This is a genomic window from Pseudoalteromonas sp. 23_GOM-1509m (genome assembly GCF_000518425.1).
Classification (GTDB): domain Bacteria; phylum Pseudomonadota; class Gammaproteobacteria; order Enterobacterales; family Alteromonadaceae; genus Pseudoalteromonas; species Pseudoalteromonas tetraodonis.
Map to the genome: position 1 here is coordinate 100,067 of NZ_JADO01000015.1, position 25,148 is coordinate 125,214.

General features: G+C 40.3%; 20 protein-coding genes and 2 tRNA genes. 8 read left to right on the forward strand and 14 right to left on the reverse strand.

Annotated elements, in window-relative coordinates:
- Positions 1-72 precede the first annotated feature (72 nt).
- The 4 genes from N523_RS0107065 to N523_RS0107080 all read left to right on the forward strand — a co-directional run bounded on the left by N523_RS0107065 (position 73) and on the right by N523_RS0107080 (position 2,850).
- Entirely contained in the window at positions 73-1,428 is a 1,356-nt protein-coding gene (locus N523_RS0107065) for an MATE family efflux transporter (protein ID WP_013464741.1), read from the forward strand.
- Positions 1,406-2,455 carry a DUF3080 family protein gene (locus N523_RS0107070; protein WP_028835883.1) on the forward strand — a complete coding sequence of 350 codons (1,050 nt, stop codon included), beginning with the start codon at positions 1,406-1,408 and terminating at the stop codon, positions 2,453-2,455. The genes N523_RS0107065 and N523_RS0107070 overlap by 23 nt, the downstream gene beginning before the upstream one ends.
- A 113-nt stretch (positions 2,456-2,568) precedes the next feature.
- Positions 2,569-2,645, forward strand: a tRNA-Val gene (locus N523_RS0107075).
- Between the two features lie 128 nt (positions 2,646-2,773).
- A tRNA-Val gene (locus N523_RS0107080) sits at positions 2,774-2,850 on the forward strand.
- Between the two features lie 110 nt (positions 2,851-2,960).
- Here N523_RS0107080 and N523_RS19475 read toward each other — a convergent pair.
- Positions 2,961-3,185 (reverse strand): hypothetical protein, encoded by a 225-nt coding sequence (locus tag N523_RS19475; protein WP_155949128.1) that lies wholly within the window; start codon positions 3,183-3,185, stop codon positions 2,961-2,963.
- A gap of 190 nt (positions 3,186-3,375) precedes the next feature.
- On the opposite strand from N523_RS19475, the gene N523_RS0107090 reads away from it, so the two are divergent.
- On the forward strand, positions 3,376-4,149 hold the full coding sequence (locus tag N523_RS0107090; protein WP_028835884.1) for a transporter substrate-binding domain-containing protein: 774 nt from the start codon (positions 3,376-3,378) through the stop codon (positions 4,147-4,149).
- Between the two features lie 37 nt (positions 4,150-4,186).
- Here N523_RS0107090 and N523_RS0107095 read toward each other — a convergent pair whose 3' ends face one another.
- Positions 4,187-5,110: a hypothetical protein gene (locus tag N523_RS0107095; protein ID WP_028835885.1), complete on the reverse strand. Its 924-nt coding sequence runs from the start codon at positions 5,108-5,110 to the stop codon at positions 4,187-4,189.
- A 196-nt stretch (positions 5,111-5,306) separates the two neighbouring features.
- Between N523_RS0107095 and N523_RS0107100 the strand changes: the two genes are divergently transcribed.
- Positions 5,307-6,206: a substrate-binding periplasmic protein gene (locus tag N523_RS0107100; protein ID WP_028835886.1), complete on the forward strand. Its 900-nt coding sequence runs from the start codon at positions 5,307-5,309 to the stop codon at positions 6,204-6,206.
- Between the two features lie 47 nt (positions 6,207-6,253).
- Here the strand turns inward: N523_RS0107100 and N523_RS0107105 are convergent, their stop codons facing one another.
- From N523_RS0107105 to N523_RS0107130, 6 genes are all read right to left on the reverse strand, one after another.
- The gene (locus N523_RS0107105) at positions 6,254-7,549 is read right to left on the reverse strand and encodes a sensor domain-containing diguanylate cyclase (protein ID WP_028835887.1); all 1,296 of its coding nucleotides are present in this window, start codon (positions 7,547-7,549) and stop codon (positions 6,254-6,256) included.
- 220 nt (positions 7,550-7,769) lie between these two features.
- The gene (prpF, locus tag N523_RS0107110; RefSeq protein ID WP_028835888.1) at positions 7,770-8,945 is read right to left on the reverse strand and encodes a 2-methylaconitate cis-trans isomerase PrpF; all 1,176 of its coding nucleotides are present in this window, start codon (positions 8,943-8,945) and stop codon (positions 7,770-7,772) included.
- Between the two features lie 12 nt (positions 8,946-8,957).
- Positions 8,958-11,567, reverse strand: coding sequence for a Fe/S-dependent 2-methylisocitrate dehydratase AcnD (acnD, locus tag N523_RS0107115; RefSeq protein ID WP_028835889.1), 2,610 nt, complete (start codon positions 11,565-11,567; stop codon positions 8,958-8,960).
- Positions 11,568-11,680: 113 nt separating this feature from the next.
- The gene (gene prpC / locus N523_RS0107120; protein WP_028835890.1) at positions 11,681-12,808 is read right to left on the reverse strand and encodes a bifunctional 2-methylcitrate synthase/citrate synthase; all 1,128 of its coding nucleotides are present in this window, start codon (positions 12,806-12,808) and stop codon (positions 11,681-11,683) included.
- A 25-nt stretch (positions 12,809-12,833) separates the two neighbouring features.
- On the reverse strand, positions 12,834-13,712 hold the full coding sequence (prpB, locus tag N523_RS0107125) for a methylisocitrate lyase (protein WP_013464731.1): 879 nt from the start codon (positions 13,710-13,712) through the stop codon (positions 12,834-12,836).
- Positions 13,713-13,782: 70 nt separating this feature from the next.
- Positions 13,783-14,496 (reverse strand): GntR family transcriptional regulator, encoded by a 714-nt coding sequence (locus tag N523_RS0107130; RefSeq protein WP_016899861.1) that lies wholly within the window; start codon positions 14,494-14,496, stop codon positions 13,783-13,785.
- A 263-nt stretch (positions 14,497-14,759) separates the two neighbouring features.
- Here N523_RS0107130 and rsmF point away from each other — a divergent pair, with 263 nt between their 5' ends.
- Both rsmF and N523_RS18965 read left to right on the forward strand, forming a co-directional pair.
- On the forward strand, positions 14,760-16,199 hold the full coding sequence (gene rsmF, locus N523_RS0107135) for a 16S rRNA (cytosine(1407)-C(5))-methyltransferase RsmF (RefSeq protein WP_028835891.1): 1,440 nt from the start codon (positions 14,760-14,762) through the stop codon (positions 16,197-16,199).
- A gap of 715 nt (positions 16,200-16,914) precedes the next feature.
- The gene (locus N523_RS18965) at positions 16,915-17,199 is read left to right on the forward strand and encodes a GxxExxY protein (protein ID WP_331280064.1); all 285 of its coding nucleotides are present in this window, start codon (positions 16,915-16,917) and stop codon (positions 17,197-17,199) included.
- Positions 17,200-18,178: 979 nt separating this feature from the next.
- Here the strand turns inward: N523_RS18965 and N523_RS0107145 are convergent.
- From N523_RS0107145 to N523_RS0107170, 6 genes are read right to left on the reverse strand one after another with little or no spacing between them, the layout of a single operon-like run.
- Positions 18,179-18,892, reverse strand: a complete 714-nt coding sequence (locus tag N523_RS0107145; protein WP_028835892.1) for a VpsP family polysaccharide biosynthesis protein — start codon at positions 18,890-18,892, stop codon at positions 18,179-18,181.
- Positions 18,885-19,613, reverse strand: a complete 729-nt coding sequence (locus tag N523_RS0107150; RefSeq protein WP_028835893.1) for a tyrosine-protein phosphatase — start codon at positions 19,611-19,613, stop codon at positions 18,885-18,887. The genes N523_RS0107145 and N523_RS0107150 overlap by 8 nt, the downstream gene beginning before the upstream one ends.
- Before the next feature lie 11 nt (positions 19,614-19,624).
- The gene (locus N523_RS0107155) at positions 19,625-21,832 is read right to left on the reverse strand and encodes a GumC family protein (RefSeq protein WP_028835894.1); all 2,208 of its coding nucleotides are present in this window, start codon (positions 21,830-21,832) and stop codon (positions 19,625-19,627) included.
- A 24-nt stretch (positions 21,833-21,856) separates the two neighbouring features.
- Complete coding sequence (locus N523_RS0107160) at positions 21,857-22,378, reverse strand: polysaccharide biosynthesis/export family protein (protein ID WP_028835895.1); 522 nt, start codon at positions 22,376-22,378, stop codon at positions 21,857-21,859.
- Positions 22,375-23,589 carry an outer membrane beta-barrel protein gene (locus N523_RS0107165; protein ID WP_028835896.1) on the reverse strand — a complete coding sequence of 405 codons (1,215 nt, stop codon included), beginning with the start codon at positions 23,587-23,589 and terminating at the stop codon, positions 22,375-22,377. The genes N523_RS0107160 and N523_RS0107165 overlap by 4 nt, the downstream gene beginning before the upstream one ends.
- Positions 23,573-24,976, reverse strand: a complete 1,404-nt coding sequence (locus N523_RS0107170) for an undecaprenyl-phosphate glucose phosphotransferase (protein ID WP_028835897.1) — start codon at positions 24,974-24,976, stop codon at positions 23,573-23,575. The genes N523_RS0107165 and N523_RS0107170 overlap by 17 nt, the downstream gene beginning before the upstream one ends.
- Between the last annotated feature and the right edge of the window lie 172 nt (positions 24,977-25,148).

A 25,148-nucleotide genomic window follows, 5' to 3' on the forward strand; every position in this document is an offset into this window, starting at 1 on the left:
TGATTGTCTACATAGATAGAGTAATCACAATAGATTACAATGCGCCCATGTTTTTCTGAATAGCTGTTTTTTATGACTTTTTGTAGTTGGGAAGCTAAACGTTTACTTTCCCTCGCCTTTCCCGTTTTTTTAGCACAAGTGACCTTAGTATTAATGTCAGTGGTTGATACCATTATGGCCGGACAAGTGAGTCCAACCGATCTCGCTGCCCTCTCAATTGCTACAGGAATATGGAACCCAATTTTATTAGCAATACAAGGTATTCTATTAGCCCTAACGGGAGTCATTGCTCAATTTGCGGGTGCTAAAGACCGCAACGGCATTAGCCATTATTTTCAGCAAGCGCTTTATTTAACGCTCCTTTTGAGTATTGCAGGTTTTTGTGCTGCCCAGCTTGCCAACACCGTTATTTTACAGCTTGATACTAGCCCGGCGATTGCGGGACTTGCTTTTGATTACATTCATTTTGTTAAATGGGGTGTATTTGGTTTTTTAATTTTTACCGTGTATAGAAATATGACCGAAGGCATGGGGATGACCAAGCCTGCGTTTTATATCAGCCTACTCGGACTTGCGGTAAATATCCCACTCAATTATATTTTTATTAAGGGCTTATTTGGTCTACCCGCATTTGGGGGCGCTGGCTGTGGTATTGCCACCGCACTGGTATTTACTGTAATGGCTATTGCGCAAGTTACTTATTGCCAGCTGAGTAAAAAAATAGATGCCAAAGGCTTATTAACTGGCTTTGAAAAACCCAATTTTAAAACCATTGGTATTATTACCAAACTCGGTATTCCTATTTCACTCGCTACTTTTTTTGAAGTGACCTTGTTTGCCTGTATTCCCCTGTTTATTGCGCATTTGGGTGCGGTGGCTGTGTCTGGCCATCAAATTGCAGCCAGTGTGACTGCACTATTATTTATGATGCCTCTGAGCCTCTCAATTGCCATTAGCATACGAATTGGTAATTTATTTGGGCAAAATCATTTAGATCAATTAAAAGTAGCGGTATCGACAAGTTATATTATGGCGGCTATGGTCGCGTTGTTTATCGCTTTTATTACATTTATAGGGCGTGACGTGATCAGCCAATTATATAGCGATAGCCCTGCGGTACTTGCGCTTGCTTCATCAATTATGATTTTAGCCTGTATTTACCAACTTCCTGATGCATTACAGGTAGCTGCAAACGGTATTTTACGTGGTTTAAAACACACAGCGCCGATTTCGTATATCACTTTTATTTCTTATTGGTTAATCGGCTTTAGTTTAGGCTACGTATTAGCAAGAACAGACATGATAGTGCCAGCAATGGGCCCGCATGGTTTTTGGATAGGCATTATCGTTGGCCTATCAGTTGCAGCTATACTACTGATGCTGACCGTTCATAGGCGATTTAAACGTGAACCATTTATTCTCACTTAAACAATCAATCTATACCAAACTGCCGCTTAATTGGTTATTGGCGGCATGTTGTATGGTGCTTTTGGGCTGCTCAGAGCAGCCCAGTGAGGCAAATAAAACCTATTTGTCTCGCTTGAGTAATACCTTACAAACGCCTGAGCCACACACAAAGCCACTGCAACAATTAGCCTTAGTAGAGCCAGTTGAAGCGTTGCAACCTGCCATTAAAATTGGCATAACTGAACTAGCTGGTATTAGCCAATGTAAACTTAACGTTCTGATAAGCGAGCATAATAATCAATTAGGCAAAACAGCCACCGCTGCTAGCCAATTGAAGTACCAAATAGATTTTATTCAAAGCGCGCAAAACTGTTTAAACACCTTAGATAAACAAAGCAACGTTCACAGTAAAATTGCAGCGGCAAAAACCCAAAAACAAACTCAACTCGCTCATTATTTTAATAATGTTTTATATAGTGAACCTGAACTGAGCAGCACTTGGCAGCTTACTGGCCAAGAACTCAGCACTCAACCGGCTGGGTTTAGTGACACGGTTGAGGCGCTTAAAAAGCTAACGACCATTAAACACCAAATAGAAACTAAAGGGAGTATGGCAATAAACAGCGATGATATTTTGTCAGCGCTTGAACCGCTCAACAGATACAAATTTGACCAACAGCTTATTCAAGCTGCGCGAGAACAAATTAGCTTAAATCATACAGCAACCCAGTTTGTAAATTCATTAGTAGTAGAAGATATTTGCCCTAAAGGGAAAAACAATCAGCAGGCTAAAATTGTCAGTAATATATTTAATAAATATTATTTAAAACAAATACAGCCTTATCAAGCACAGCTGAGCGGGTATTTAGAAACATTGCAGCCGCTTTATATGCAGCTATGGTTTAATCAAGCAGTGAGTAGTGAAGCGGTAAATGCCCTACTTGACCCAAATTCTAACAACTTACTCTCTCAGCTAAAAGCGTCAGCAAAAGAGCATGTTATCTGGTGGCAAAAATTTTATAAAACGTGCGAAATCAGTCCAATATGAATAAAAAAACGGCAAATAAACTTAAAAACCATAAACATGCTTGATTCACCACTCATCACGCTATATATTAGCGACCGTTGTTAAGCAATTAACAATTCTTAAATACATGCAGTACGACTGTAGCTCAGTTGGTTAGAGCACTACCTTGACATGGTAGGGGTCGGTGGTTCGAATCCACTCAGTCGTACCAAATTTTTAAAGATTTAATTAAAGTACGTTGAAGGAAAAAGCACTACCTACTCTTGATCACCCGGTCCAGAAGTCGGTGGTTCGAATCCACTCAGTCGTACCAAACAAAGTTTAAGAATTTCATATTGTACGACTGTAGCTCAGTTGGTTAGAGCACTACCTTGACATGGTAGGGGTCGGTGGTTCGAATCCACTCAGTCGTACCAATTCAAAAAAACACCTCAAGAAAAAGCACTACCTACTCTTAATCACCCGCTCCAAGGGTCGGTGGTTCGAATCCACTCAGTCGTATCAATTCAAAAAGAACGTAGGTCGGTTAAGTGGCGAAGCCACGCCACCCGACATTGGTAAAACACCATAAATTAGGTAACATTCCAACACCAAACGCCATCCAACATAAAGCAAAGCCTGAACCGGTAATGACCAATACCAACATCGTCGGATGACGCCTCCGGCTTATCCAACCTACGTTAATTATTAAGGACGTAGGTTGGTTAAGTGGCGAAGCCGCGCCACCCGACATTGGGGAAACACCCGCCATCAAGCAACGCCAACATCAAAAAGCTCCAAAAAAACGCTCACGATCCAAACTTCCTTAATAAATATCAGGTAACATCCATATAATCACGTTGCAAAGTCAGAATTTATTGCTTGAAAATTAATACTATGTTAACAAGTAGGCTATCTTATAAGATGAAATATCAGAAAGTATTCTAGGAAAGGATTTACCTGTGAAGTCTGCCGCACTCATTACATTACTATTGCTATTTATTTTTGCTGGGCAAGTTCAAGCTAAAACCCTAGTCAAAGTGGGTGGCTATGAATTTCCTCCCTACATAGAGATTGTTGACAGCCGTGCTTCAGGCCTTACCGTAGAGCTAATTAGCGAACTCAATAAAATACAATCTGACTATCATTTTGAGCTTGTGCTCACCACACCTATTCGGCGCTTTAAAGATTATCAGCAAGGTTTGTTCGATGCGGTATTTTTTGAAGATCCAAACTGGGGGTGGCTGCAAGGCAACCATATAATCAGTAACTCCCCTGTGATAGCAACAGACAGCGAAGTATTTATTGCTTTAAAGCAATTTGCAAAGTCACAAGCTTGGTTTGATAACTTAGACGATAAAACCCTCATTGGGATTTTAGGCTATCACTATCAGTTAGCAAACTTTGAAAACAATCCATCAATACTTGAAAACGAATATAAAATGACGTTACTGAGCAGTCATAAAAAAAGTATTGAATTAGTATTAAAAAAACGCAGCGATATGGCGATTGTTACCCGTTCTTACTTAAATCAATACCTAAATAAATACCCAGAAAGTAAAAAAAAGCTGCTTATCTCTGAACGCGTCGCGCAAACCTATAAACACCAATTATTAATTCGCCCTACACACCAACTTAATGTAAACACACTTTATAAAATAGTAAAAAAAACACTTGCACAAAATACCCTAGCAACCAAATTAAAAATACTTGGCCTACAACAACATGATATTTAGTGATGCTGCTTTAATACTTAATAACATTACTAATAACTTAATGGCAATAACTAGAAAATTTGCTATTTTCATCGTGTGTCGCAAACTCAACCAGCGTCATCAATAAATCACTGTGTTTATGGGTAAAGCCAGTACTAGAAAGGCGTTTTTCTAAATAGGACGTAAAGTTTTTTCGTTGCAGGTGTTGGCTATGTAATTTTATTAACAGCTCTGACTGCTTTTGGTTAATTAACCGCGTCTCGTAAATCGGGTCTTCATCTGGCCAATTTTCTACAGGCGAGCCCTTTTGCTTAAACACAAAATCACTAAGTGAACGCTCGATTTGATTATAATCGTGCTCCCCTAGCAGTTTTTCAATTTCTTTTAATAAGCTTGAGTACAAAACACGCGGGAAAAGCTTGTAAAAATCATGATTTTTAAAGGGCTCTCCTTGTGGAGTTTGCTGCCAATTTTCAAAACTTGCTCGCAAAGCCTGAACTAATATACGTCCTACATAATGGCTTTTTTGGAATGAGACACCTTGCGATTCTAGCCTTGAAAGTACGTGATTTAAACGTTGCTTTAAGCTACGTACTTCTAGCTGCAATTCGCTTTTTTCTGTCTCTAACAATTGTATTTCTTGAGCACTGGTTGTTATTTTTTGCTCTAGTTTATTTATTTTAACTTGCGCGCCATAAAACAAATCACGGGTATCATTAAGCTCAGCCATAACACTGGCATTTTTTAATTTAATACTCGAATTACCCTCGATAGTATAAGTAGTAAGCTGTTTGCTCTGAGAGAGCGCTTTATTTAAAGTACTTTCTAACTTACTCTCAATAACTTGCCCAGACTTACTGCCTTTAAGTAAAGAATGTAAGGTTGAAGAAATATGCTTTTGGTACCAATTTTGGATCTGCTCACACTGCACATCAGATAAATTAGCAAATGGATTGTCTTCACTTATTGGCTTGTTAGCCATAAAAATTCCCTCTAGTAAAAAGACTTTTTGTTGTTATGTCGTATTAAAGTGAAATTACTTACCTTTGCATGTTAATAGCTATCGCTTTTTAAGGCTATATTTAATTGTTTGTATACTAGAAGAACCTCACTATTTAAGTTGTTTATTCCAAATAACGCACTAAACTTAAAATTAAAGATAAAAATGCATTATCCTTATGAGAATATTTTTAATCGCTGCCTTAGTACTATCATTTTTCACTTACGCACAACCGGCGCCAGTAACCTATACGGTCGACAATAAAAATATCACACTTCCCGGAGAGAAATACAAAAGCGGCTATGGCTATAATTTAAAAGCCGATACAGTTCTTCGCTTAGTTACACTTAATTGGCCCCCTTATATAGACGATCACTTATGCAATAAGGGCTGGCTATATCAACTCACAGTAAGCATGTTAGTAAAACGCGGCTATGGTGTACATATAGAGTTTTACCCTTGGGCGCGTGCCGTTCGTGAAGCTGAATTAGGTAAAGCTGATATTTTATTTCCTGAGTATTTTATTAGTGACGATGTAATGTCAGAAAACATTTTAACCAAAACACGTAATCAGTTATTGGCGTTATCTGAGCCCATTCCTGGTGGCGACTTATCATTTGTAGCACTTAAAGGTCACAGCATAAATTACGATGGCAGTATTGAGTCTGTAAAAAACAGGGTTATGGGGGTGGTACGTTCATATAAAAATAGTAAAGAATTAGATCAACTTATTGAACAAGGCGGAATAAAAACCATCGTTGCTAACAGTGAGTATCAGCTTATTCATTTGCTTTTAAATGGTCGGGTTGAGCTTATTGTTGCCGACTTAGAAGTGCTAAGAGCCAGTATTTATAAATCATTATTATCAGCTAGAGAAAAAAAGAGGATGCTTAGTGCGCTAGTTGCATTAACGCCAAGCATAGAATACAAAGCCCTGTATTATGAAATCAGTAAAAGTACGCCTAATTGGCAATTTATCTTAGATGATATCAACGCAGAAATAGCGAATATGCGTGCAAATAATGAATTTGAGCGCTTTATAAAAAATAAAAAACAGCAGTGTTATAACCTCGATTAAGCCGTAGGCAGCTAAATTTGAGCGTGCCTGTTTTCAGTTATATCTACTCATAGTCTAAGGCTTTGATTAAACACCACCGTTTGGTTCCGTCCGGTTGTTTTTGCATTATAAAGTGCGGTATCGGCATTTCTTAATAATCCCTGCAGCGAACACGACTCAGAAGTCAAACTTGATACACCACTGCTTATTGTATAACTCACCTGCCCGCCACTTGATAACTGCACTGGGTTATCTTTTAAATGATCTTGCAACTTTGCTAAGGTTTTAACAACGGTACTGACACATTTGGTAGGCGAAACAATGCAAAACTCTTCTCCTCCTAAACGCGCTATAATATCATCACTGTCACAAAATGATTTAAACGTAGCAGCTATGCTTTGCAACACACTATCTCCGCCTTCGTGGCCAAATTGATCGTTAATGCGCTTAAAGTGATCTATATCTATCATCGTAAGGGTTAAGTGCTGGCTGTCTTTAATACACTCATCAAGTGCAAGTTTAGCTGTTTCCATAAACCCTCTTCGGTTGAGCAAATTAGTAAGCGGATCTTTAATGGTTAAATCTTTTAGTTGTGCTTGATACTGCTTCATTTTTGTAATATCGCGCTCAATCGCTGCATAGTAAGCCACCTCACCTAACGCATTTTTTAATGGAAAAATATTCATATCAATCCAATAAGGCTCACCTGATTTTTTATAATTTAGTATTTGCTCAGATACTTGCTGTTTATTTTCTAACGCATGCCTTATTTTATCGCGTGTGGCTTGTTGAGTTTTAGCGCCTTGTAAAATGCGCGGCGTTTTACCTCTAACTTCATCTAAATGATAACCCGTTACTTTAGTAAACGATTGGTTTGCATAAACAATTTTAGGGCCATCATTAGTAATAGGGCTTGCCTCGGTAACTAAAATAACGTCGCTGGCTAATTCAACAATTTCTTTAAATGGAATAGCTTGTTTTTGATGAGTAATATCGATAAAAGTGACGACTATTTCAGCAATGTTGTTCTGCTCGTCAAACTCTGGATAAGCGTTACATAGCACCCATGTAATTTCGTCGCTTGAACTATCACATATACCTATTTCAAGATTCATCAGTGGTTTTTGGGTTTCAATAACAATGCTAACAGGATACTGAGAACTCTGCAGTGGTTGACGAAATTCATCCAGTAATTTCCATTTACTATCAAACGAGTCGCGCCCTAACGCTTGCTCTTTTGTTAAACGTAAAATATTTAAAGCCGCAGGATTTGCATACAAAATTCCTGTGTCTGGTGAATGCACCACCACACCGGTTTGTAAGTTTTGTATTAACCTTTCTGCATTTAGCCTTGATAAATCCATTAATGTACTCCGTACAAACTGTATTGAAAAAATACACGGGCTAATATTCATTTTAATATAAGTGAATATTTGCCGACATAACAGAAAAAATGTTGCTGTTTATTGAGCCCCCCTCAACAAAGTACATTTTACAACCTATTGAATGACTGAATAAAAAAGCCGCAAACTAAGTTAAGTTCGCGGCTTATTATTTTACTATAGTACGTATTTTGGGTGCTAGTTAGTCATAATCAAATGGCGCTCTTACCCAGCCTTCCATTAATACACGTGCGCTGCGGCTCATACTCGCTTTAGTCACTTGCCATTGGCCATTTGTAACAACCGCCTCGGCACCTACTTTAAGTGTGCCCGATGGGTGACCAAAGTTAACCTCGTTAATAGCACCGCCACCAGCGGCCAAATTAACTAATGTTCCGTCAATTGCGGCTGCTGTGCCAATAGCCACGGCGGCTGTGCCCATCATTGCATGGTGTAACTTACCCATTGACATTGCACGTACTAACAAATCTATATCGCTTGCATTAACCTGCTTACCACTTGATGATTTGTAATTAAGCGGTGCAGCCACAAACGCCACTTTAGGTGTGTGTTGGCGTGCTTGCGCTTCATTAATAGTACTAATTAGTCCCATTTTTACCGCGCCATAGGCACGAATGGTTTCAAGCTTAGTGAGTGCGGCTTCATCAGCGTTTATATCATCTTGTAGCTCAGTACCGGTATAACCAATATCGCTGGCATTTACAAAAATAGTCGGGATACCTGCGTTGATCATAGTTGCTTTTAATGTCCCCACACCTGGTACTTCTAAATCATCAACCACATTGCCTGTTGGAAATAGCGCACCATTACCATCAGCAGGGTCAATAAATTCAAGCTTTACTTCAGCGGCAGGAAACGTCACACCATCTAACTCAAAGTCACCGGTTTCTTGTACTGCACCGTTGGTCATGGGTACATGCACTAAAATACTTTTTTTAATGTTCGCCTGCCATACGCGCACAATAGCAATGCCATTATCCGGTACGCGAGATTTATCAACTAAACCATTGCTGATGGCAAACGCGCCCACGGCAGAGGTTAAGTTTCCGCAGTTACCACTCCAATCAACAAACGCTTTATCAATGGCGACTTGACCAAATAAATAATCAACATCGTGTTCGGGCTGTTCACTCTTACTCAAAATAACCGTTTTACTGGTACTTGAGGTTGCTCCGCCCATGCCGTCGGTTTGTTTACCGTATGCATCTGGGCTACCAATAACGCGCAATAATAAGCTATCGCGCGCCGCACCTGCCACTTGGGCAGGTGCGGGTAAATCGGTTAAATTAAAAAAAACCCCTTTACTCGTGCCACCACGCATATAGGTCGCAGGCACTTTAATTTGTGGTTTAAACATAAACGTGTGTCCTTATGATGCTTGCGTGGCTTCTAAAAAGTCTTGCGCAAAGCGTTGTAACACACCGCCTGCCGCATAAATAGAGAGCTCTTCTTGCGTATCTAGTCGACATTTCATCGGTACGTTTAATACCTCGCCATTTTTACGCGTAATAACAAGCTCTAGGGTTGCGCCTGGTGTTGGTTCGCCCTTCACGTCGTAGCTTTCGCTACCATCTAGGTTAAGTGTTTTACGCGTTGTGCCTGGTTTAAATTCAAGCGGCAATACGCCCATACCAATTAAGTTAGTACGGTGAATACGTTCAAACCCTTCGGCTGCAATAACCTGAACACCAGCAAGCCTAACGCCTTTTGCTGCCCAATCGCGCGAAGAGCCTTGGCCGTAATCAGCGCCTGCCACAATAATGAGTGGCTGTTTACGCTGCATGTAGGTTTCGATTGCTTCCCACATACGCGTGTTTTCACCTTCTGGCTCTATGCGTGCATATGAGCCTTGCTTCACTTCTCCGTTTTCATCTAATACCATTTCGTTCAATAGTTTAGGGTTTGCAAATGTAGCTCGTTGTGCGGTTAAGTGATCGCCTCGGTGAGTGGCGTATGAGTTAAAGTCTTCTTCTGGTACGTTCATTTTAGTTAAGTATTCACCTGCCGCGCTGCTTGCCATAATCGCATTAGAGGGTGATAAATGATCGGTTGTAATGTTATCGCCAAGTACTGCTAACGCGCGCATACCTGTCATACTGCGCTCACCTGCCAATGCTCCTTCCCAGTAAGGTGGGCGGCGAATATATGTACTTTCTGGGCGCCAATCGTAAAGTGGGTCGTTATCTTCGCCGTAATCAACAGTTAAGTTAAACATTGGCTCGTATACTTTTCTAAACTGCTCTGGTTTTACGCTTTGTTTGATAACCGCATCTATCTCTTCATCAGATGGCCATAAATCTTTTAAGGTTACATCGTTACCTTGTTGATCTTTACCGAGTATATCTTTTTCTATATCAAAACGAATGGTACCCGCAATTGCATAAGCAACCACAAGCGGTGGTGACGCTAAAAACGCTTGCTTAGCATACGGATGAATTCGGCCATCAAAGTTACGGTTACCCGAAAGCACCGCTGTTGCGTATAAATCGCGGTCAATCACTTCTTGTTGAATTTTAGGGTCCAACGCACCACTCATGCCGTTACAGGTAGTACAGGCAAAACCCACAATACCAAAACCGAGTTGCTCTAGTTCAGTGAGTAAGTTTGCATCTTCAAGGTACGACTGCACCGCTTTTGAACCCGGTGCCAGGGATGTTTTAACCCACGGTTTACGCATTAAGCCTTTAGCGTTTGCATTTCGCGCTAATAAACCTGCAGCAATTACATTGCGCGGGTTACTGGTATTAGTACAGCTGGTAATAGCGGCGATAATACAGGCGCCATCTGGCATTAAGCCTTCTTCATTTTCAACAACACCCGAAATACCTTGCGCTGCTAAATCGCTGGTAGATACACGACGATGCGGATTTGAAGGCCCTGCAATGTTGCGCCCTACGCTTGATAAATCAAACTTGAGTACGCGATCGTATTGAGCAGTTTTTAAGCTATCACTCCATAAACCTGCTGTTTTAGCGTAGTTTTCTACCAGGGCAATTTGATCTTCATCACGGCCTGTTAAACGCAAGTAATCAATAGTTTTATCGTCAATGTAGAACATAGCAGCGGTGGCGCCAAATTCTGGGGTCATGTTCGAAATGGTCGCTCTATCACCCAGGGTTAGTGCATCAGCCCCTTCACCGTAAAACTCAAGGTAAGTCGATACCACACGTTGCTCACGTAAAAATTCAGTAATCGCCAGTACAATATCGGTTGCAGTTATGCCAGGCTGGCGTTTACCGGTAAGCTCTACGCCCACTATATCTGGCAAACGAATATATGATGCGCGCCCAAGCATTACGCTTTCGGCTTCAAGGCCACCTACGCCAACAGCAATAACGCCTAAAGCATCAACATGTGGGGTATGGCTGTCGGTACCTACTAAGGTATCTGGGAACGCAATGCCATCGCGGTTTTGAATCACCGGCGACATTTTTTCAAGGTTAATTTGATGCATGATGCCATTACCCGGTGGGATCACATCAATATTTTTAAACGCGGTTTTGGTCCAGTTTATAAAATGAAAACGGTCATCGTTGCGTCTATCTTCAATGGCGCGGTTTTTTTCAAATGCATCGGGATCAAAACCTGCATGCTCAACAGCTAATGAATGATCCACAATCAGTTGAGTCGGTACAACCGGATTTACTTTTGCAGGATCGCCGCCTTTTGCAGCAATAGCATCACGCAGGCCTGCTAAATCAACCAGTGCGGTTTGCCCTAAAATATCGTGACATACAACGCGTGCCGGATACCACGGAAAGTCTAAGTCTTGTTTACGCTCAATTATTTGGCTCAGTGCATCGGTTAGCATTTCGGGCTCACAGCGACGCACTAAGTTTTCGGCAAATACACGCGAACTGTAAGGTAGTGTAGCGTATGCGCCTGGCTTAATGGCATCGACGGCGGCTTGGGTATCGTAGTAATCAACATTTGAGCCTGGTAAAGGCTTACGGTATTGGGTGTTATTAATAATGGTCATAATAAATTCGCTAATTTGGTGACGGAGGAGAGTACGCTAAAGCGCTATAATGAGTAATCATCAGCGCTATAAACAATAAAAGGTGAGCTAGGCTCACCTTAAACGCTAACTAATTAGCCTCTTGATTCAATTGGCGTGTAGCTACGCGCATCTGGCCCGGTGTAATCAGCACTTGGGCGAATAATACGGTTATTTGCACGTTGCTCTTTTACATGCGCTGTCCAACCAGTTACACGGCTCATTACGAAGATAGGCGTGAACAACTTGGTAGGAATACCCATAAAGTGGTACGCCGATGCATGGAAAAAGTCAGCATTACAGAATAACTTCTTCTCACGCCACATTACTTCTTCACAACGAACAGATACCGGGTAAAGCACCTCATCTCCTACTTCTGCCGCTAACTTTTCAGACCACTTTTTAATAATAACATTACGTGGATCTGACTCGCGATAAATTGCGTGGCCAAAGCCCATAATTTTATCTTTTCGCTCCAGCATCCCCATCAGTGCATCTTCAGCTTGATCGGCGCTGGTAAAGCCTTCAATCATATCCATGGCGGCTTCGTTGGCACCACCATGCAGTGGGCCACGTAAGGTACCAATTGCGCCAGTTACACATGAGTGAATATCAGAAAGCGTTGATGCACACACGCGACCGGTAAAGGTAGAGGCATTAAACTCATGCTCTGCGTACAAAATTAGTGATACATTCATTACTTGTGCAAATAATTCACTTGGCGCTTTATCGTGTAATAGCGTTAAAAAGTGTGCACCTACTGAATCATCATCAGTTTGTGTTTCGATGCGAACACCGTCATGAGTAAAACGATACCAGTAACAAATAATACTTGGGAAAATTGCCACCATGCGATCAATCGCATCGTTTGCTTCGCTAAAGTCGTTTTCCATTTCAAGGTTACCTAGCATAGAACACCCTGTGCGCATTACATCCATTGGATGTGCGTCTTTAGGAATGTTCTCAAGCACTGTTTTTAGTGCCTCTGGTAAACCGCGCAAGCTTTTAAGTTTAGCTTTGTACTCTGCCAGTTCGCTTGATGTTGGTAGCTCGCCGCGAGAAAGTAAAAACGACACTTCCTCAAACTGTGCTTTTTCAGCCAGTTCACTAATATCGTAACCACAGTAAGTTAAACCTGAGCCTGTTTGCCCTACTGTACATAATGCGGTTTGTCCTGCTACTTGGCCACGTAAGCCTGCGCCACCTAATGCTTTATCTACCATGATGTGTCTCCTGTTGAAATTTTTATTATTTGTCAGATTTTGCTGAAAAAAGGTTATCGAGTGTGTTTTCGTACGAGTGATAATCTAAAAAGTCGTAAAGCTCTGCACGCGTTTGCATGTTTTCAATTTGGCTTTGTTGAGAACCTTCATTCAAAATTGCCGAATACACATTGAGTGCGGCTTTATTCATTGCTCTAAACGCACTAAGTGGGTAAAGCACCATTTCTACGCCCACATCGCTTAGTTGCTCTTTGGTGTAAATTGGGGTTTGGCCAAACTCAGTAATATTGGCCAAAATAGGCACATTAATCGCCTTAGTAAATGCTTGATAATCAGCAAGATCATGAACCGCTTCTGCAAAAATCGCATCGGCACCGGCTTCAACACAAGCTGCTGCACGGTCTATCGCCGCATTTAAGCCTTCTTTTTGAAACGCATCGGTACGCGCCATAATGTAAAAATCGCTATCGGTTTTAGCATCAACCGCAGCTTTAATTCGGTCTACCATTTCAGCTTGGGTAACTATTTCTTTATTAGGGCGATGGCCACAACGCTTTTGCGCCACTTGGTCTTCAATATGAAAGCCTGCTGCCCCCGCTTTAGTCATTTCTTTAACGGTACGGGCAATATTAAACGCCCCACCCCAACCTGTGTCGGCATCCACTAACAAAGGTAAATCGCTAGCACCGGTAATACGGCGAATATCTTCAAGCACGTTATCAAGGCTGGTCATCCCTAAATCTGGCATACCAAATGAGGCATTAGCCACACCCGCACCCGATAAATAAATAGCCTGATGGCCCATTTTTTCAGCCATCATCGCGGTGTACGCGTTAATAGTACCTACCACTTGTAACGGGTGGTTATTTGCAATTGCCTGTTTAAATTTTAATCCTGCTGACATTACCTTCTCCTAACTTTGAACGGGGCTGCTCTTTGGCAACTTAGTATTTTTTAATATTGTTACACCTGTACTAGTTAGCCACTTCATTTTGAGTGGCTTGTACTGATTGATATCTATCAAATTTTGTTTGTATATTTGCCTGTGATGCACTGATATGGCGCTTCATTAGCATTTCGGCCAGCTCACCATCATGATTTTCTATGGCGTTAATAATGGCTAAATGCTCATCAAACGCTTTCGATACCCGCGGCCCTACCATACCCATTTGTACACGGTACATTCTTATTAACTGGTACAGATCGTGGCATAACAAATGAATTAAGTGCGCGTTTTTACTGCCTTTGATTATTCTGTAATGAAAATCTAAGTCGCCTGCTTCTTGATAGTACGACTCACCTTCTTTAACACGCTGAGTTTGCAAATGCTGATTAAGTAATTGTTTCAAGCCTTGTACTTCATCTGGTTCCATATTGTCGGCAGCTAACCTACATGCAAGTCCCTCAAGGGCACTGCGCACTTGGTAAACCTCAATTAAACGCTCTGCGGTTAATGCCACAACACGGCAACCTATATTGGCTTTGCGCTCAACTAAATAACAACTTTCTAAACGGTTTAATGCCTCTCTAAGCGTTGCACGGCTGACACCATAACGCTTTGCAAGCTCCGGCTCAGATATTTTACTGCCTTGTGCAATGCTGCCCTCTACAATTTCGCGGCGCATATCTACAAACACTTTATCGGAAGCGGTTGTGATAGATGTTTCATTTAACAAGTGCTGTGTCATAAAGTATTTTTATATTGTCGACAATTTATGCTCTAACTATGTGCTTATTATTTATACCTGTCAACCCTAGAACCACTTAAATCGAGTGAAAAACCACCGTATTGTCGACATTATTAGCCGAAAGTATAATAAAAAATGTATTTAAGCTGTTTTACTAAACAAGATGTCGACAACTTTTAAGGGTTACTATTTCGTTTTTAACACTGAAAAAAATCGTTAAAAATGCTATTATCCTGCTTTATTTTGACTGTATGAGCCAAATCGTGGACGCAAACACTTACATCCCTGAGCCATTTATTAACGACGTAAAAACCTATTTACCCGAGCACCTAAACTTAGATGACTTTTTAAGTGCGTGTCGTCGTCCACTGCGTAAATCTGTTCGCGTTAATACATTAAAAATGAGTGTTGAAGAGTTTAAGCAACAAGCGGCTCAAAAAAACTGGCAACTTACCGCTATTCCTTGGTGCGATGAAGGTTTTTGGTTAGAGCGCCCAAACGATGAAGAGCAAAACCTAGCGCTGGGTAATACCGACTTACACATAAGCGGGGCTATGTACGTGCAAGAGGCAAGCTCAATGTTGCCGCCAATGGCACTAAAGCAAAGCCTTAAAACCAGTAATACAGTGCTCGATATGGCCTCGGCACCGGGCTCTAAAACCTCACAACTTGCCGCGATAATGGACAATCAAGGCGTGCTAGTAGCCAATGAGCTGTCGTCATCACGTTTAAAAGTACTCAGTGCCACGCTAAAGCGTATGGGTGTAGGTAACTGCGCGCTATCACATTTTGATGGTGTGGTATTTGGCAATTACATGTTTGAGTGCTTCGACAGCATTTTACTTGATGCGCCCTGCTCTGGCGAAGGCACGGTACGTAAAGATAGTGACGCGCTAAAAAATTGGTCTATCGAGTCAAATATTACCATTGCCCAAGTACAAAAAGAGCTGATTAAAAGTGCGTTTTATGCACTTAAACCCGGTGGCACATTAGTGTATTCAACCTGTACGTTAACCCCACTCGAAAACCAGCAAGTATGTAGCGCATTATTAGATGAGTTTGGCGAATATATAAGCCCTGAGTCATTAAGCGACTTATTCCCAGGGGCTGATAAAGCCACCACCACAGAGGGCTACTTACATGTTTGGCCGCAAACGTTCGACAGCGAAGGTTTTTTTATTGCCAAATTTAAAAAGCACAGCAGCTGCGAAAACCAAACATTAAAAGTTAAAAAAGGCGCGTTCCCCTTTAGTGACTTTGATAGTAAACAAAGTGCTGCGTTTATGAGCTTCCTTAAAAAGCAATTTGGTTTAACGAGTCTGCCAGGTACGTTAAAACAACGCGACAAAGAGCTTTGGCTGTTTCCTGATGAGTTTGAAGCGATACAAAACAAAATTAAATATGCGCGATTAGGGATACAAGTAGGCGTTATTCATAAAAATGGCGTACGCCTAACGCACGAATTTGCAACCGTATTTGGTAAGCAGTGTAAAAGTAATGTACTGGCATTAACCAATGAACAGGCTAACGATTACTTTAATGGTAAAGATATACGCCTAGAAGAGGTAACCAAATCCAGCGGCGAGGTGATCCTAACTTTATGTGGTTGCCCTATTGGCTTAGGGAAATGGCAAAAAAATAAAGTTAAAAACTCTTTACCAAGAGATTTAGTACAAAATACGCAGTTAATAAACTGGGCGTAAATTCTAATAAAGGTGTGTATAACAAATGTAACTTGCTGTAATTACAGCAGTATAAAAAATGAACAAAAATGTGTATTTTTAGCACTTTTGACTATACTTAAATAACTTTCTTCTTCTCCCTAAGAATCTGAAAGTGTCTTTAGTTAGCGCAGGGCTCAAATACGAGCCCCTCTATAACCCAGAGTTCTTATAGCTCTGGGTCTTTTTTTGTCTAGGCGAAAGTTAACGGGCTGCGAGAGTCAGGTTACGAGCTTAATCCAGAAACTTGCCCTAGCATTACAATTAGATCTTTAAGAGAAATTATGCACAAAGAGGTTATGAGACGCTACGCTTTTAGAGGATGACACTTAAAAATCAGAAGCTGTACTTCTCACGCGGGCAAGCTCAGCGTCTATAAGTTATGAGCTCTACCTAAGATCTGTTTGATCTTCTCATTTGCTCCTCATTCGCTTCTCTCAGTTCAATTAGGTCTTAGTAAATTATTCATATAAAGGATGAAAAGGCTCTGCGATTTAGAGGACGTGACAAATACAGAATATTTTAATTAATAACTAGGCCTAGTATTTAATGTTTTCTCATACAATTTTCTATGTGAGGTAAGCTTTGCATTGTTGAGTAAAGGATAAATTACTTTACTAAACTATAATCAGTTTAAATCAATACAAGTAGAAATAAAAAATCTAACTCTTAAAGTTACCATTGAATAAGGATAATCATGCACATTGACGAGTTAACACAAACAGTAATTGGCTGCGCAATAGAGGTACACAAAACTTTAGGCCCTGGCTTATTGGAGTCAAGCTATGAATCTTGTTTAATGTATGAGTTATCTCAGGCTGGGTTATTTATTAAAAATCAAGTTGAACTACCAATAATTTACAAGGAACAATATATTGCAACAGGTTATAAATTGGATATTTTATTACCAAATGAATTAATAATTGAACTGAAGGCCGTTGATAAACTACAACCTATTCACTCAGCGCAGTTGATTACATAAATGAAGCTATCAAATATAAATACGGGCTTACTAATTAACTTTAATACACTAAAGTTGGTTGATAGTATCAAGCGCTTTAATTTATGATTTTTCAATCAACTTGATAGTTAATATTCTCTTAAGTGAAGATGCACAAAGAGGACTAAGAGACGCTGCGCTTTTAGAGGTAGTGACAAAATAATTAGTACTTAGGTTAATGGCTTTGGTTTCTCATTTGTTCCTCATTCGCTTCTCTCAGTGCAATAAGATCTTTAAGAAAATCATGTACAAAGAGGGCTAAGAGACGCTTCGCTTTTAGAGGTAGTAACAAAATAATTAGTCACTTAGGTTAATGGCTTTGGTTTCTCATTTACTTCTCATTCGCTTCTCTCAGTGCAATAAGATCTTTAAGAAAATTATGCACAAAGAGGGCTAAGAGACGCTGCGCTTTTAGAGGTAGTGACAAAATAATTAGTACTTAAGTTAATGGCTTTGGTTTCTCATTTACTACTCATTCCCTTCTCTCAGTGCAATAAGATCTTTAAGAAAATTATGCACAAAGAGGACTAAGAGACGCTGCACTTTTAGAGGTAGTGACAAAATAATTAGTACTTAGGTTAATGGCTTTGGTTTCTCATTTACTTCTCATTCGCTTCTCTCAGTGCAATTAAATCTAAGCAAATCATGAGCAAGGAGGATTAAGAAACGCTGCGCTTTTAGAGGAAGTGACAAGTACAGAATACTTTAATTAATAACTAGGCCTAGTCGTTAGTGTTTTCTCATTTACTTCTCATTCGCTTCTCTCAGTGCAATTTGGTCTTGGTGAATTATTTAAAAAAAAGAAGTTATAGACACTTAGCATTTAGAAGATAAAAATAGAAGCTGCGCTTCTTACGCAAGCAAGCTATGCGTCTACAAGCAACCCTAAGATCTGAGACCTTAGCACGTACCTCGCAGCCCATATCTCGTAGCTCGAAGCTCGCCACTCGTGGCTCGTGTTTTAACCACAGTATTTATTAAACATCCAACTGCCTCTGATAGCCTCATAGTGAGAACCAAATTGCAGCGATAAACACACTATTGGCAAACGATTCATTTGCTCAGCCATACTAAACACATCATAAAATTTATAACCATATTTAGAGGCTAACTTTAGCTCATTCACATAAAGGGCTTTGTAGGTAGGTGGTAGTTCATTCCAATGCATTAACGCAATTTGGATGATACCTAAATGAACATCTAACTTATACGGGCCGACTTTTTTGGCTTGCTGAATATAATTGTATACCCGCTCTGTTGGTCCCTCTTGATAACTTACAACCTGCGCTAAGCTCATCCAAGTTTGTGCCCAAGTTTGTCTAAGCTCAACCGACTTTAATAAAGCCTGCTCAGCTTGTTGATATGTTTGCTTTACTTTATCTGATTGCTCACTTGATGTGCTATCTATACCACTGAGGCTTAGTAATTTTATATGGGCTAAAAAATGCCAATAATGAGGATGCTCGGGATCCATATTCGTAGCTAACGTAATCGCATTTTCTGCAGCTTGAAGCGATGAACCAGATAAAGCACCACCTGACTCTTGCACAATATTAAGCGCATGAAAGTACCATGCATTAGCGCGCATACTTTGCATGCTGCTATATGCAATTACAAGCACTATTAGAGCTAAAATAACAGCAGGCACTACCTTGACCATGTTTAATTTAGTCATTAAATAAGCTCTCGGTTAGTTGCAGCGGGTTAGTTACAAAAAGCGCTGTAGCCTGCTCTTCACCTATTAATTGCGCTACTGTATTTCTTGCTTGGCTTAAAATAGGCGGTCGACGCTTTACTGAATGCGCATCAGAGGCAACATAGTTCACTAAACCATCTTTTAGCATTTGTAACGCTATAGTGTGGGCGCTTTCGCCCCACTCACCTTCAATGCTCGATGCTGTTAATTGAAAGTCGCAGCCTAACTGCTTTAAGTGCTGAAGATAATAAAGGTTTGACTGAATATCGCGGTTGCGCTCTGGGTGCGGAATAATAACGCGTATATTTTTTTTGGCGAGCCACTGAATAAACTTATCGTAACCTTGTGGCATGTGTGAATGCGGTAACTCTAATAACAACACATTTTTGTCTGCTATTTTACCAATAAAAGGCAGCTTATTAGCCATCACCATTGCCATAAGTTCTATGTCTAAACGCACCTCAGCAGCGGCCGCTAATTTAACATTAATACCCTCTTTATGCGCCTCTAGCTTTAAACTCTCTAAATCGTTTTTGATTTGAGCAATCGCATTGTTAAAACGACCCATATGTATATGTGGCGTTGCCACCATATGAGTAATGCCGTCGTTTTCAGCCAATTTTAAAAGCGCTAAAGATTCTGTTAAATCTTTAGCGCCATCATCAATACCCGGCAAAATATGCGTATGAATATCAATCATAAATTACTTAATTACACTTGAGGCTTTTCTGGTTGTTGTGAGTAATCGTAATAATCATAGTAACCATGACTATGCTCATCTTTAGATTTACTCATATCTACCTTATTAAGTACTACACCGGCAACGTGGGCTTTTACCTCAAATAAACGCTCAAGGCCGGCTGTAATTGGTTTAATACGGGTAATATCAGATTTAACAACATACACAACCGAGTCAACACTTTGCGCAATTACTAATGCATCACTTACCGCTTGTGTGGGCGGAGTATCAACAATAATGTGATCGTACTGTGTTTTTAACTCGCCAAGTAATTCAGCAAAACGTGGGTTTGATAAAAGCTCAAGTGGATTAGGCGGTATTTGCCCGCTTGGCATAATAGTGACACCCGATTGCGTATCAATATGAACACACTCAGTTAATTGCTCAGTACCTATCATTAAATTACTTAAACCTGGGTGAAATACCGGTATATCAAAACGTTTAGCTAACGTTGGTTTACGTAAATCGGCATCTATCAGTAATACCTTGCCCATTTGTGCCAACGACATCGCTAAGTTTGCAGAGGTGGTGGTTTTACCTTCCCCTGGGGAGGTAGAGGTAACCGCTATAACCTGATGCGCTCGGTCAAGATGAGTTAACAATAAACTAGTACGGAAGGTACGTACCGACTCAGCAAAGCGGCGATAGGTATCTTCTAAATATGCATGAATCGGAAAAAAGCTTTTTTTAGGCACAGCAACATGTGGCAACAAGCCTAACATACGCTGTGCGAGTTTATTTTCGACATCGTTTTTGTTTTTAACTGTGTCATTTAAGGCATCAAAAACAAAGGTCATTACCACTGCAAAACCAAAACTAGCTACAAAGGCTAAAATAACAATTAACTTTTTGTTAGGCTTGCTCGGTTCGTTTGGTGCGTAAGCACGATCGGTAAAGCGCGCAGCTGCAGAGCTAAAGTCACTGGTTACTTCGGTTTCTTTAGAGCGCGATAAAAAGGTATTAAAGATGTTACGGTTTGTTTCAACTTCACGCTTTAGTTGATTATATTGGGTTTCTTTACGGGTAATGTCTTGATATTCAGCACGAATTTTAGCTAAATCGCGCTCAAGTGCATTCACTGTTCGTGTAGTTCTATTTAGCTCTTTTTCTATACCGGTAATTAAACCTTTAATTTGCTTATTAAGGTTAGTTTTTACGGTTGCAAGCTCAGCTTTAGCTGAGATCATTTTAGGGTGTTTAGGGCCGTAAACTTCACTAAGCTCACTCACCTTACGCTCAACAAGTACAACCTCGCGTTTAACATCTTGTACTACACGGTGCGAAGTAATTTCAGGCATGCTTCCAAGTAACTCTATGTTATCGTTACCATATTCGTTAATAACACGGTTAATGCTTTCTAGGTTATTTTTAGTCGCTCGCGCATCTACTAGCTGTTTTGAGGTTTGCTCAAGCTCTTGGGTAACCAGCCCGGCTATGCCTTCTATATCAACCAACTTTTGTTCTTCTCGGTAAGCTTGTAAACGTACTTCAGAGCTATCTAGTTGTATACGTAGCTCTGATAAACGCGTGTTTAACCAGCTCGATGCCTGCTGAGTAATGCCCATTTTGGCGCGCATTTGGCTTTCTATGTAAACTTCACCAACGGTATTAGCCACTAAAGCTGCAAGCTTAGGGTCGCTCGACTCAAAACTTACTTGCACTAATTGTGTATTACGAATTGGAGACACCGTTAAACGAGACTTAAACGCAGCAAGTAAGCCCAACATCTCACGTTCGGCTTGCTCCTCCTCTGTAAGAACAGAGCTTTCTTTTTTATTTAAAAAGGGTAAAAGCTGCTTAACCATGCCTTTTAGTTCACCAGTGAGTGAAGGCTTAGCAATAAAGTCGGAATGATCTTTTAAATTAAGTTTAGTAATTACCTCACGGGCAATGCTATTTGACTTAATCACTTCAAACTGGGTTAAATAATACTCTTTTTTAGTAGAGTCTAAGCCATATACTTCCTCAAAGCTGACCGCTTTGGTTTGCTCTGACTCGATTAATAAAGTGGCTGTGGCTACATACTTAGGCACTAACGTTAAAGCAACCATTATAGTGAGCAATGTAACTACAATAGCAAAACCTAAAATCTTCCATTTGCTTTGCTTAATAACATTAAGATAAGCACCTAAATCAATAACTTCCTCGTTGTTGCTAGGTTTTTCAGAGTGTGTATTCATTTTATTATTACTGCCTTAAACTGCTTAAAACAAGCGCTGTTCTATTTTTATGGTGTCACCTGCCGCAATTTGGCTGTTTAAACTACCTTTTTGTTGCTGCTGTTTGGTTTGCTCTTTAAAAATAAATATTTTATCAACCGAGGCACGCTCGGTTAACCCACCGGCTAATGCTATTGCTTGATTTACTGTCATGGCTGGTTGGTAAGGATATGCACCTGGCTCTTTAACTTCACCATGTATATAAAAAGGCCGGTATTCTATAACTTGCGCATACACATTAGGGTTAACTAAATAATCTGGCTGCAGGCCTTCGCTTATTGTTTGCTCAACTTGTGAAACAGTTAAGCCAACTAGTTTCACCTTACCTAAAAATGGGTAGTTTATCTCACCGCTATTACCAAGCAATGAGGTTACATCTAAATCAGGCTGACCAAATACTTTAATTTCTATTTTGTCACCTGCACCTAAAATGTAGTTTTGCGAATCACTCGCAAAACTACAAAAGCTCAGTAACAATATTAAGCCAGTTAAAATTTTAACCTTCATTCATTTCCCTTTAATGCAAATGTAAAGTTAAGGCCAACAATTACGCGGTCAAATTCAATATTAGTTTGGGTTGAATTACGGTCAATAAAATCAACATAGCCTGTTACCATACCAAAATTACTGGCTAAATAATTTAAGCCAAGGCGCGCATTTTTAACTTTGTCTTTACGGTTAAAACTACCAGAGTACTGTTGATCAACATAATTCGCGCTTACTACCGAGCTTAAATACTCGCTCCAATCGTGCTGCCACGTTGCACCGTAAACACTTTCGCGAATGTAATCGCCTTCTAATAACGGGTCTTTAGCGGCACGGCTGGTAACTAGTTGTAAAGTTGAATAGGTTAACGGCTTCCAAACTGCAGCAGCCTCCCAACTTAAACCACTAAAGTTATCGCGCAGGTTCGACTCAAAATCTTTATTTTGATAACCCACTTTAAATGAGCCAGTAGTAACCGCTGTGGCTTCCCACTCCATACCTAATAAGACTTTTACGTCGTCTGAATCGCGGGTAATACCGTTTGAGTCAATTACATCGTATTGATAGTTTTCTTGCTTAACCTCTAAAAAGGCACGCGTACCAGCTTGGGTATTATAGTAACCAATAATACCCAACATAGGTTTATCGTAATCACGGTACTGCGATATGGCCGTAAAATTTTGATAATTTTTGTTATAATAACCCGCTGTTAAAGCAACCTGGGCTTTAGAGCTTTGTGCGCCGTATTCGTAGCGAGCAGTTAGGTTTTGTTGCTGATAATTTACAAGCTCATCTAGAGCGCTGCCCTGGCCTTCAGTTAATCCGCCACCACGTGGCTCGTACAACCAGTCGGCATCACCAGTAACATCTAAACGGTGTTGACTAGTAAACTCTTTATGCACACCTGCGCCTACATTTACTTGAGTAAAGTTATCGGTTGTGTCTTTATTATGAAACGACGTGCTTGATGCAATATCAAACTTATAGCTATCTGGACCATCTTCAATTAAGGCATTTAAACTCGGCGCTATGTTCCATATTAAACGTGACTGAGTGGCAGACGGCGTCATAAAAAAGTTGTCGTTGCTGCTCACACCTAACTGTAGCGTAGGTGTAATCTCGGCGCCGTCTTTAGTCATTACACTGCCTGGTTGTAATTCTACCGCCAATGCAGGTGCACTTAAGCCCAACGCAACAAGTAAAGTGGTAATTGTATTAGTACGCATTTTCACTTTTAAATCCCTTAAAAATTGTCATAAAAATTATTTTTACATCAAACCATAAAGACCAATGTTTAATGTAATGTAGGTCGTATTCAACTCGTTTGGCCATTTTATCTAAAGTATCGGTTTCGCCGCGCCAGCCGTTAATTTGTGCCCAACCGGTAATACCCGGTTTGGTTTTATGCCTAAACATATAAAACTCTACTTTTTTTCGGTATTCTTCGTTGTGGGCAACCGCATGAGGCCTTGGGCCAACAATCGACATATCGCCTTTTAAAACATTTATAAACTGCGGCAGTTCGTCAAGGCTAGTGCGGCGCAAAAAGCCACCTAACGGAGTTATTCGGGCATCGTTTTTAGTTGCCTGAGTCACCACATCGCTGTTTTCGGTTACCGTCATCGAGCGGAACTTCCACACTTTTATTTTGCGGCCATCTAAGCCATAGCGATCTTGCTTAAATATAATAGGCCCTTTAGATGTCAGCTTTATGGCGGCAGCAATAGTCAATAATAGTGGGGTGATTAAAGTAACAATAATAGCTGATACCACTATATCTTCTGTGCGCTTTATAAATTCATGAGCACCAATACACGGTGCTTCAAACACGCTTAATGTATCAACATCACCCACGTGCTCAATGCGAGCATGTATTAAGTTTGAGAGTAAAAAGTCAGGCACTATGTGCACATCGACGGTGGTATCACCTAGCTGTAATAAAATATCAGCTATGCGTTTTTGTGCTTTCATGGGGAGGGCTATATAAAGTATGTCTATTTCGCCATTGCGTGCTGCGTCTACCGCACTTTGTATACGCCCCTCAACACCTTGCTGTTCGAGTTGTTCAAATAAACGTTCAGGGCTTCTGTCATCGTAAAAACCTTTAAAGTTAAACCCTAACTCATCGTGTTTAACTATTTCAGCATGCAAATAAGCTGCAGACTCAGTGGCGCCAATAATGGCCACATTGCGTTGCGATAGTCCTAACTTACGGCGGCTACGTTTATACCAATAAACCCCTAAGCGCCAAATATATAAATACGCCACACTTAACGTAAACCAAATAACCACACCAACACGTGAAAGAGACTCGGTAAACTTAAATACAAAAGACACGACTAATAAAAACGCAAAAGCAATTAAAACACTACCCCACGCACACATTACCATTGTTCTAAATTTGCCAGCACGCCAAGAGCGATAAGTAGAAAACAGCTCAGCACTGTACAAGTAGCTAAGTGCAACAGTTAATGCAGAAGCAGCATAAATAGGAGTGAGTTTAAAATTATAAATTAGGGCTGCGCACTGAAACGCTAAAAACAACGCAAATATATCGAATAATCGGTAAAAATTGGCATCAGAGGAACCTGAAGGTTTAAATGTCCTTGGAGATGTCATTTTGCTTAATTCCTTATAGCTAATTCAGTTTGAGTAAAGCCCCAAAAAATCCACAGGGATAATATAGTATTAGCCAATTTTGTTCAATTACTGATTCCGACAAAAGTACTAAAATTCATGTTTAAATCTTTTAGCTAACTCTTGCTTTGTTTGTTAAGTATCAAAAAGAATA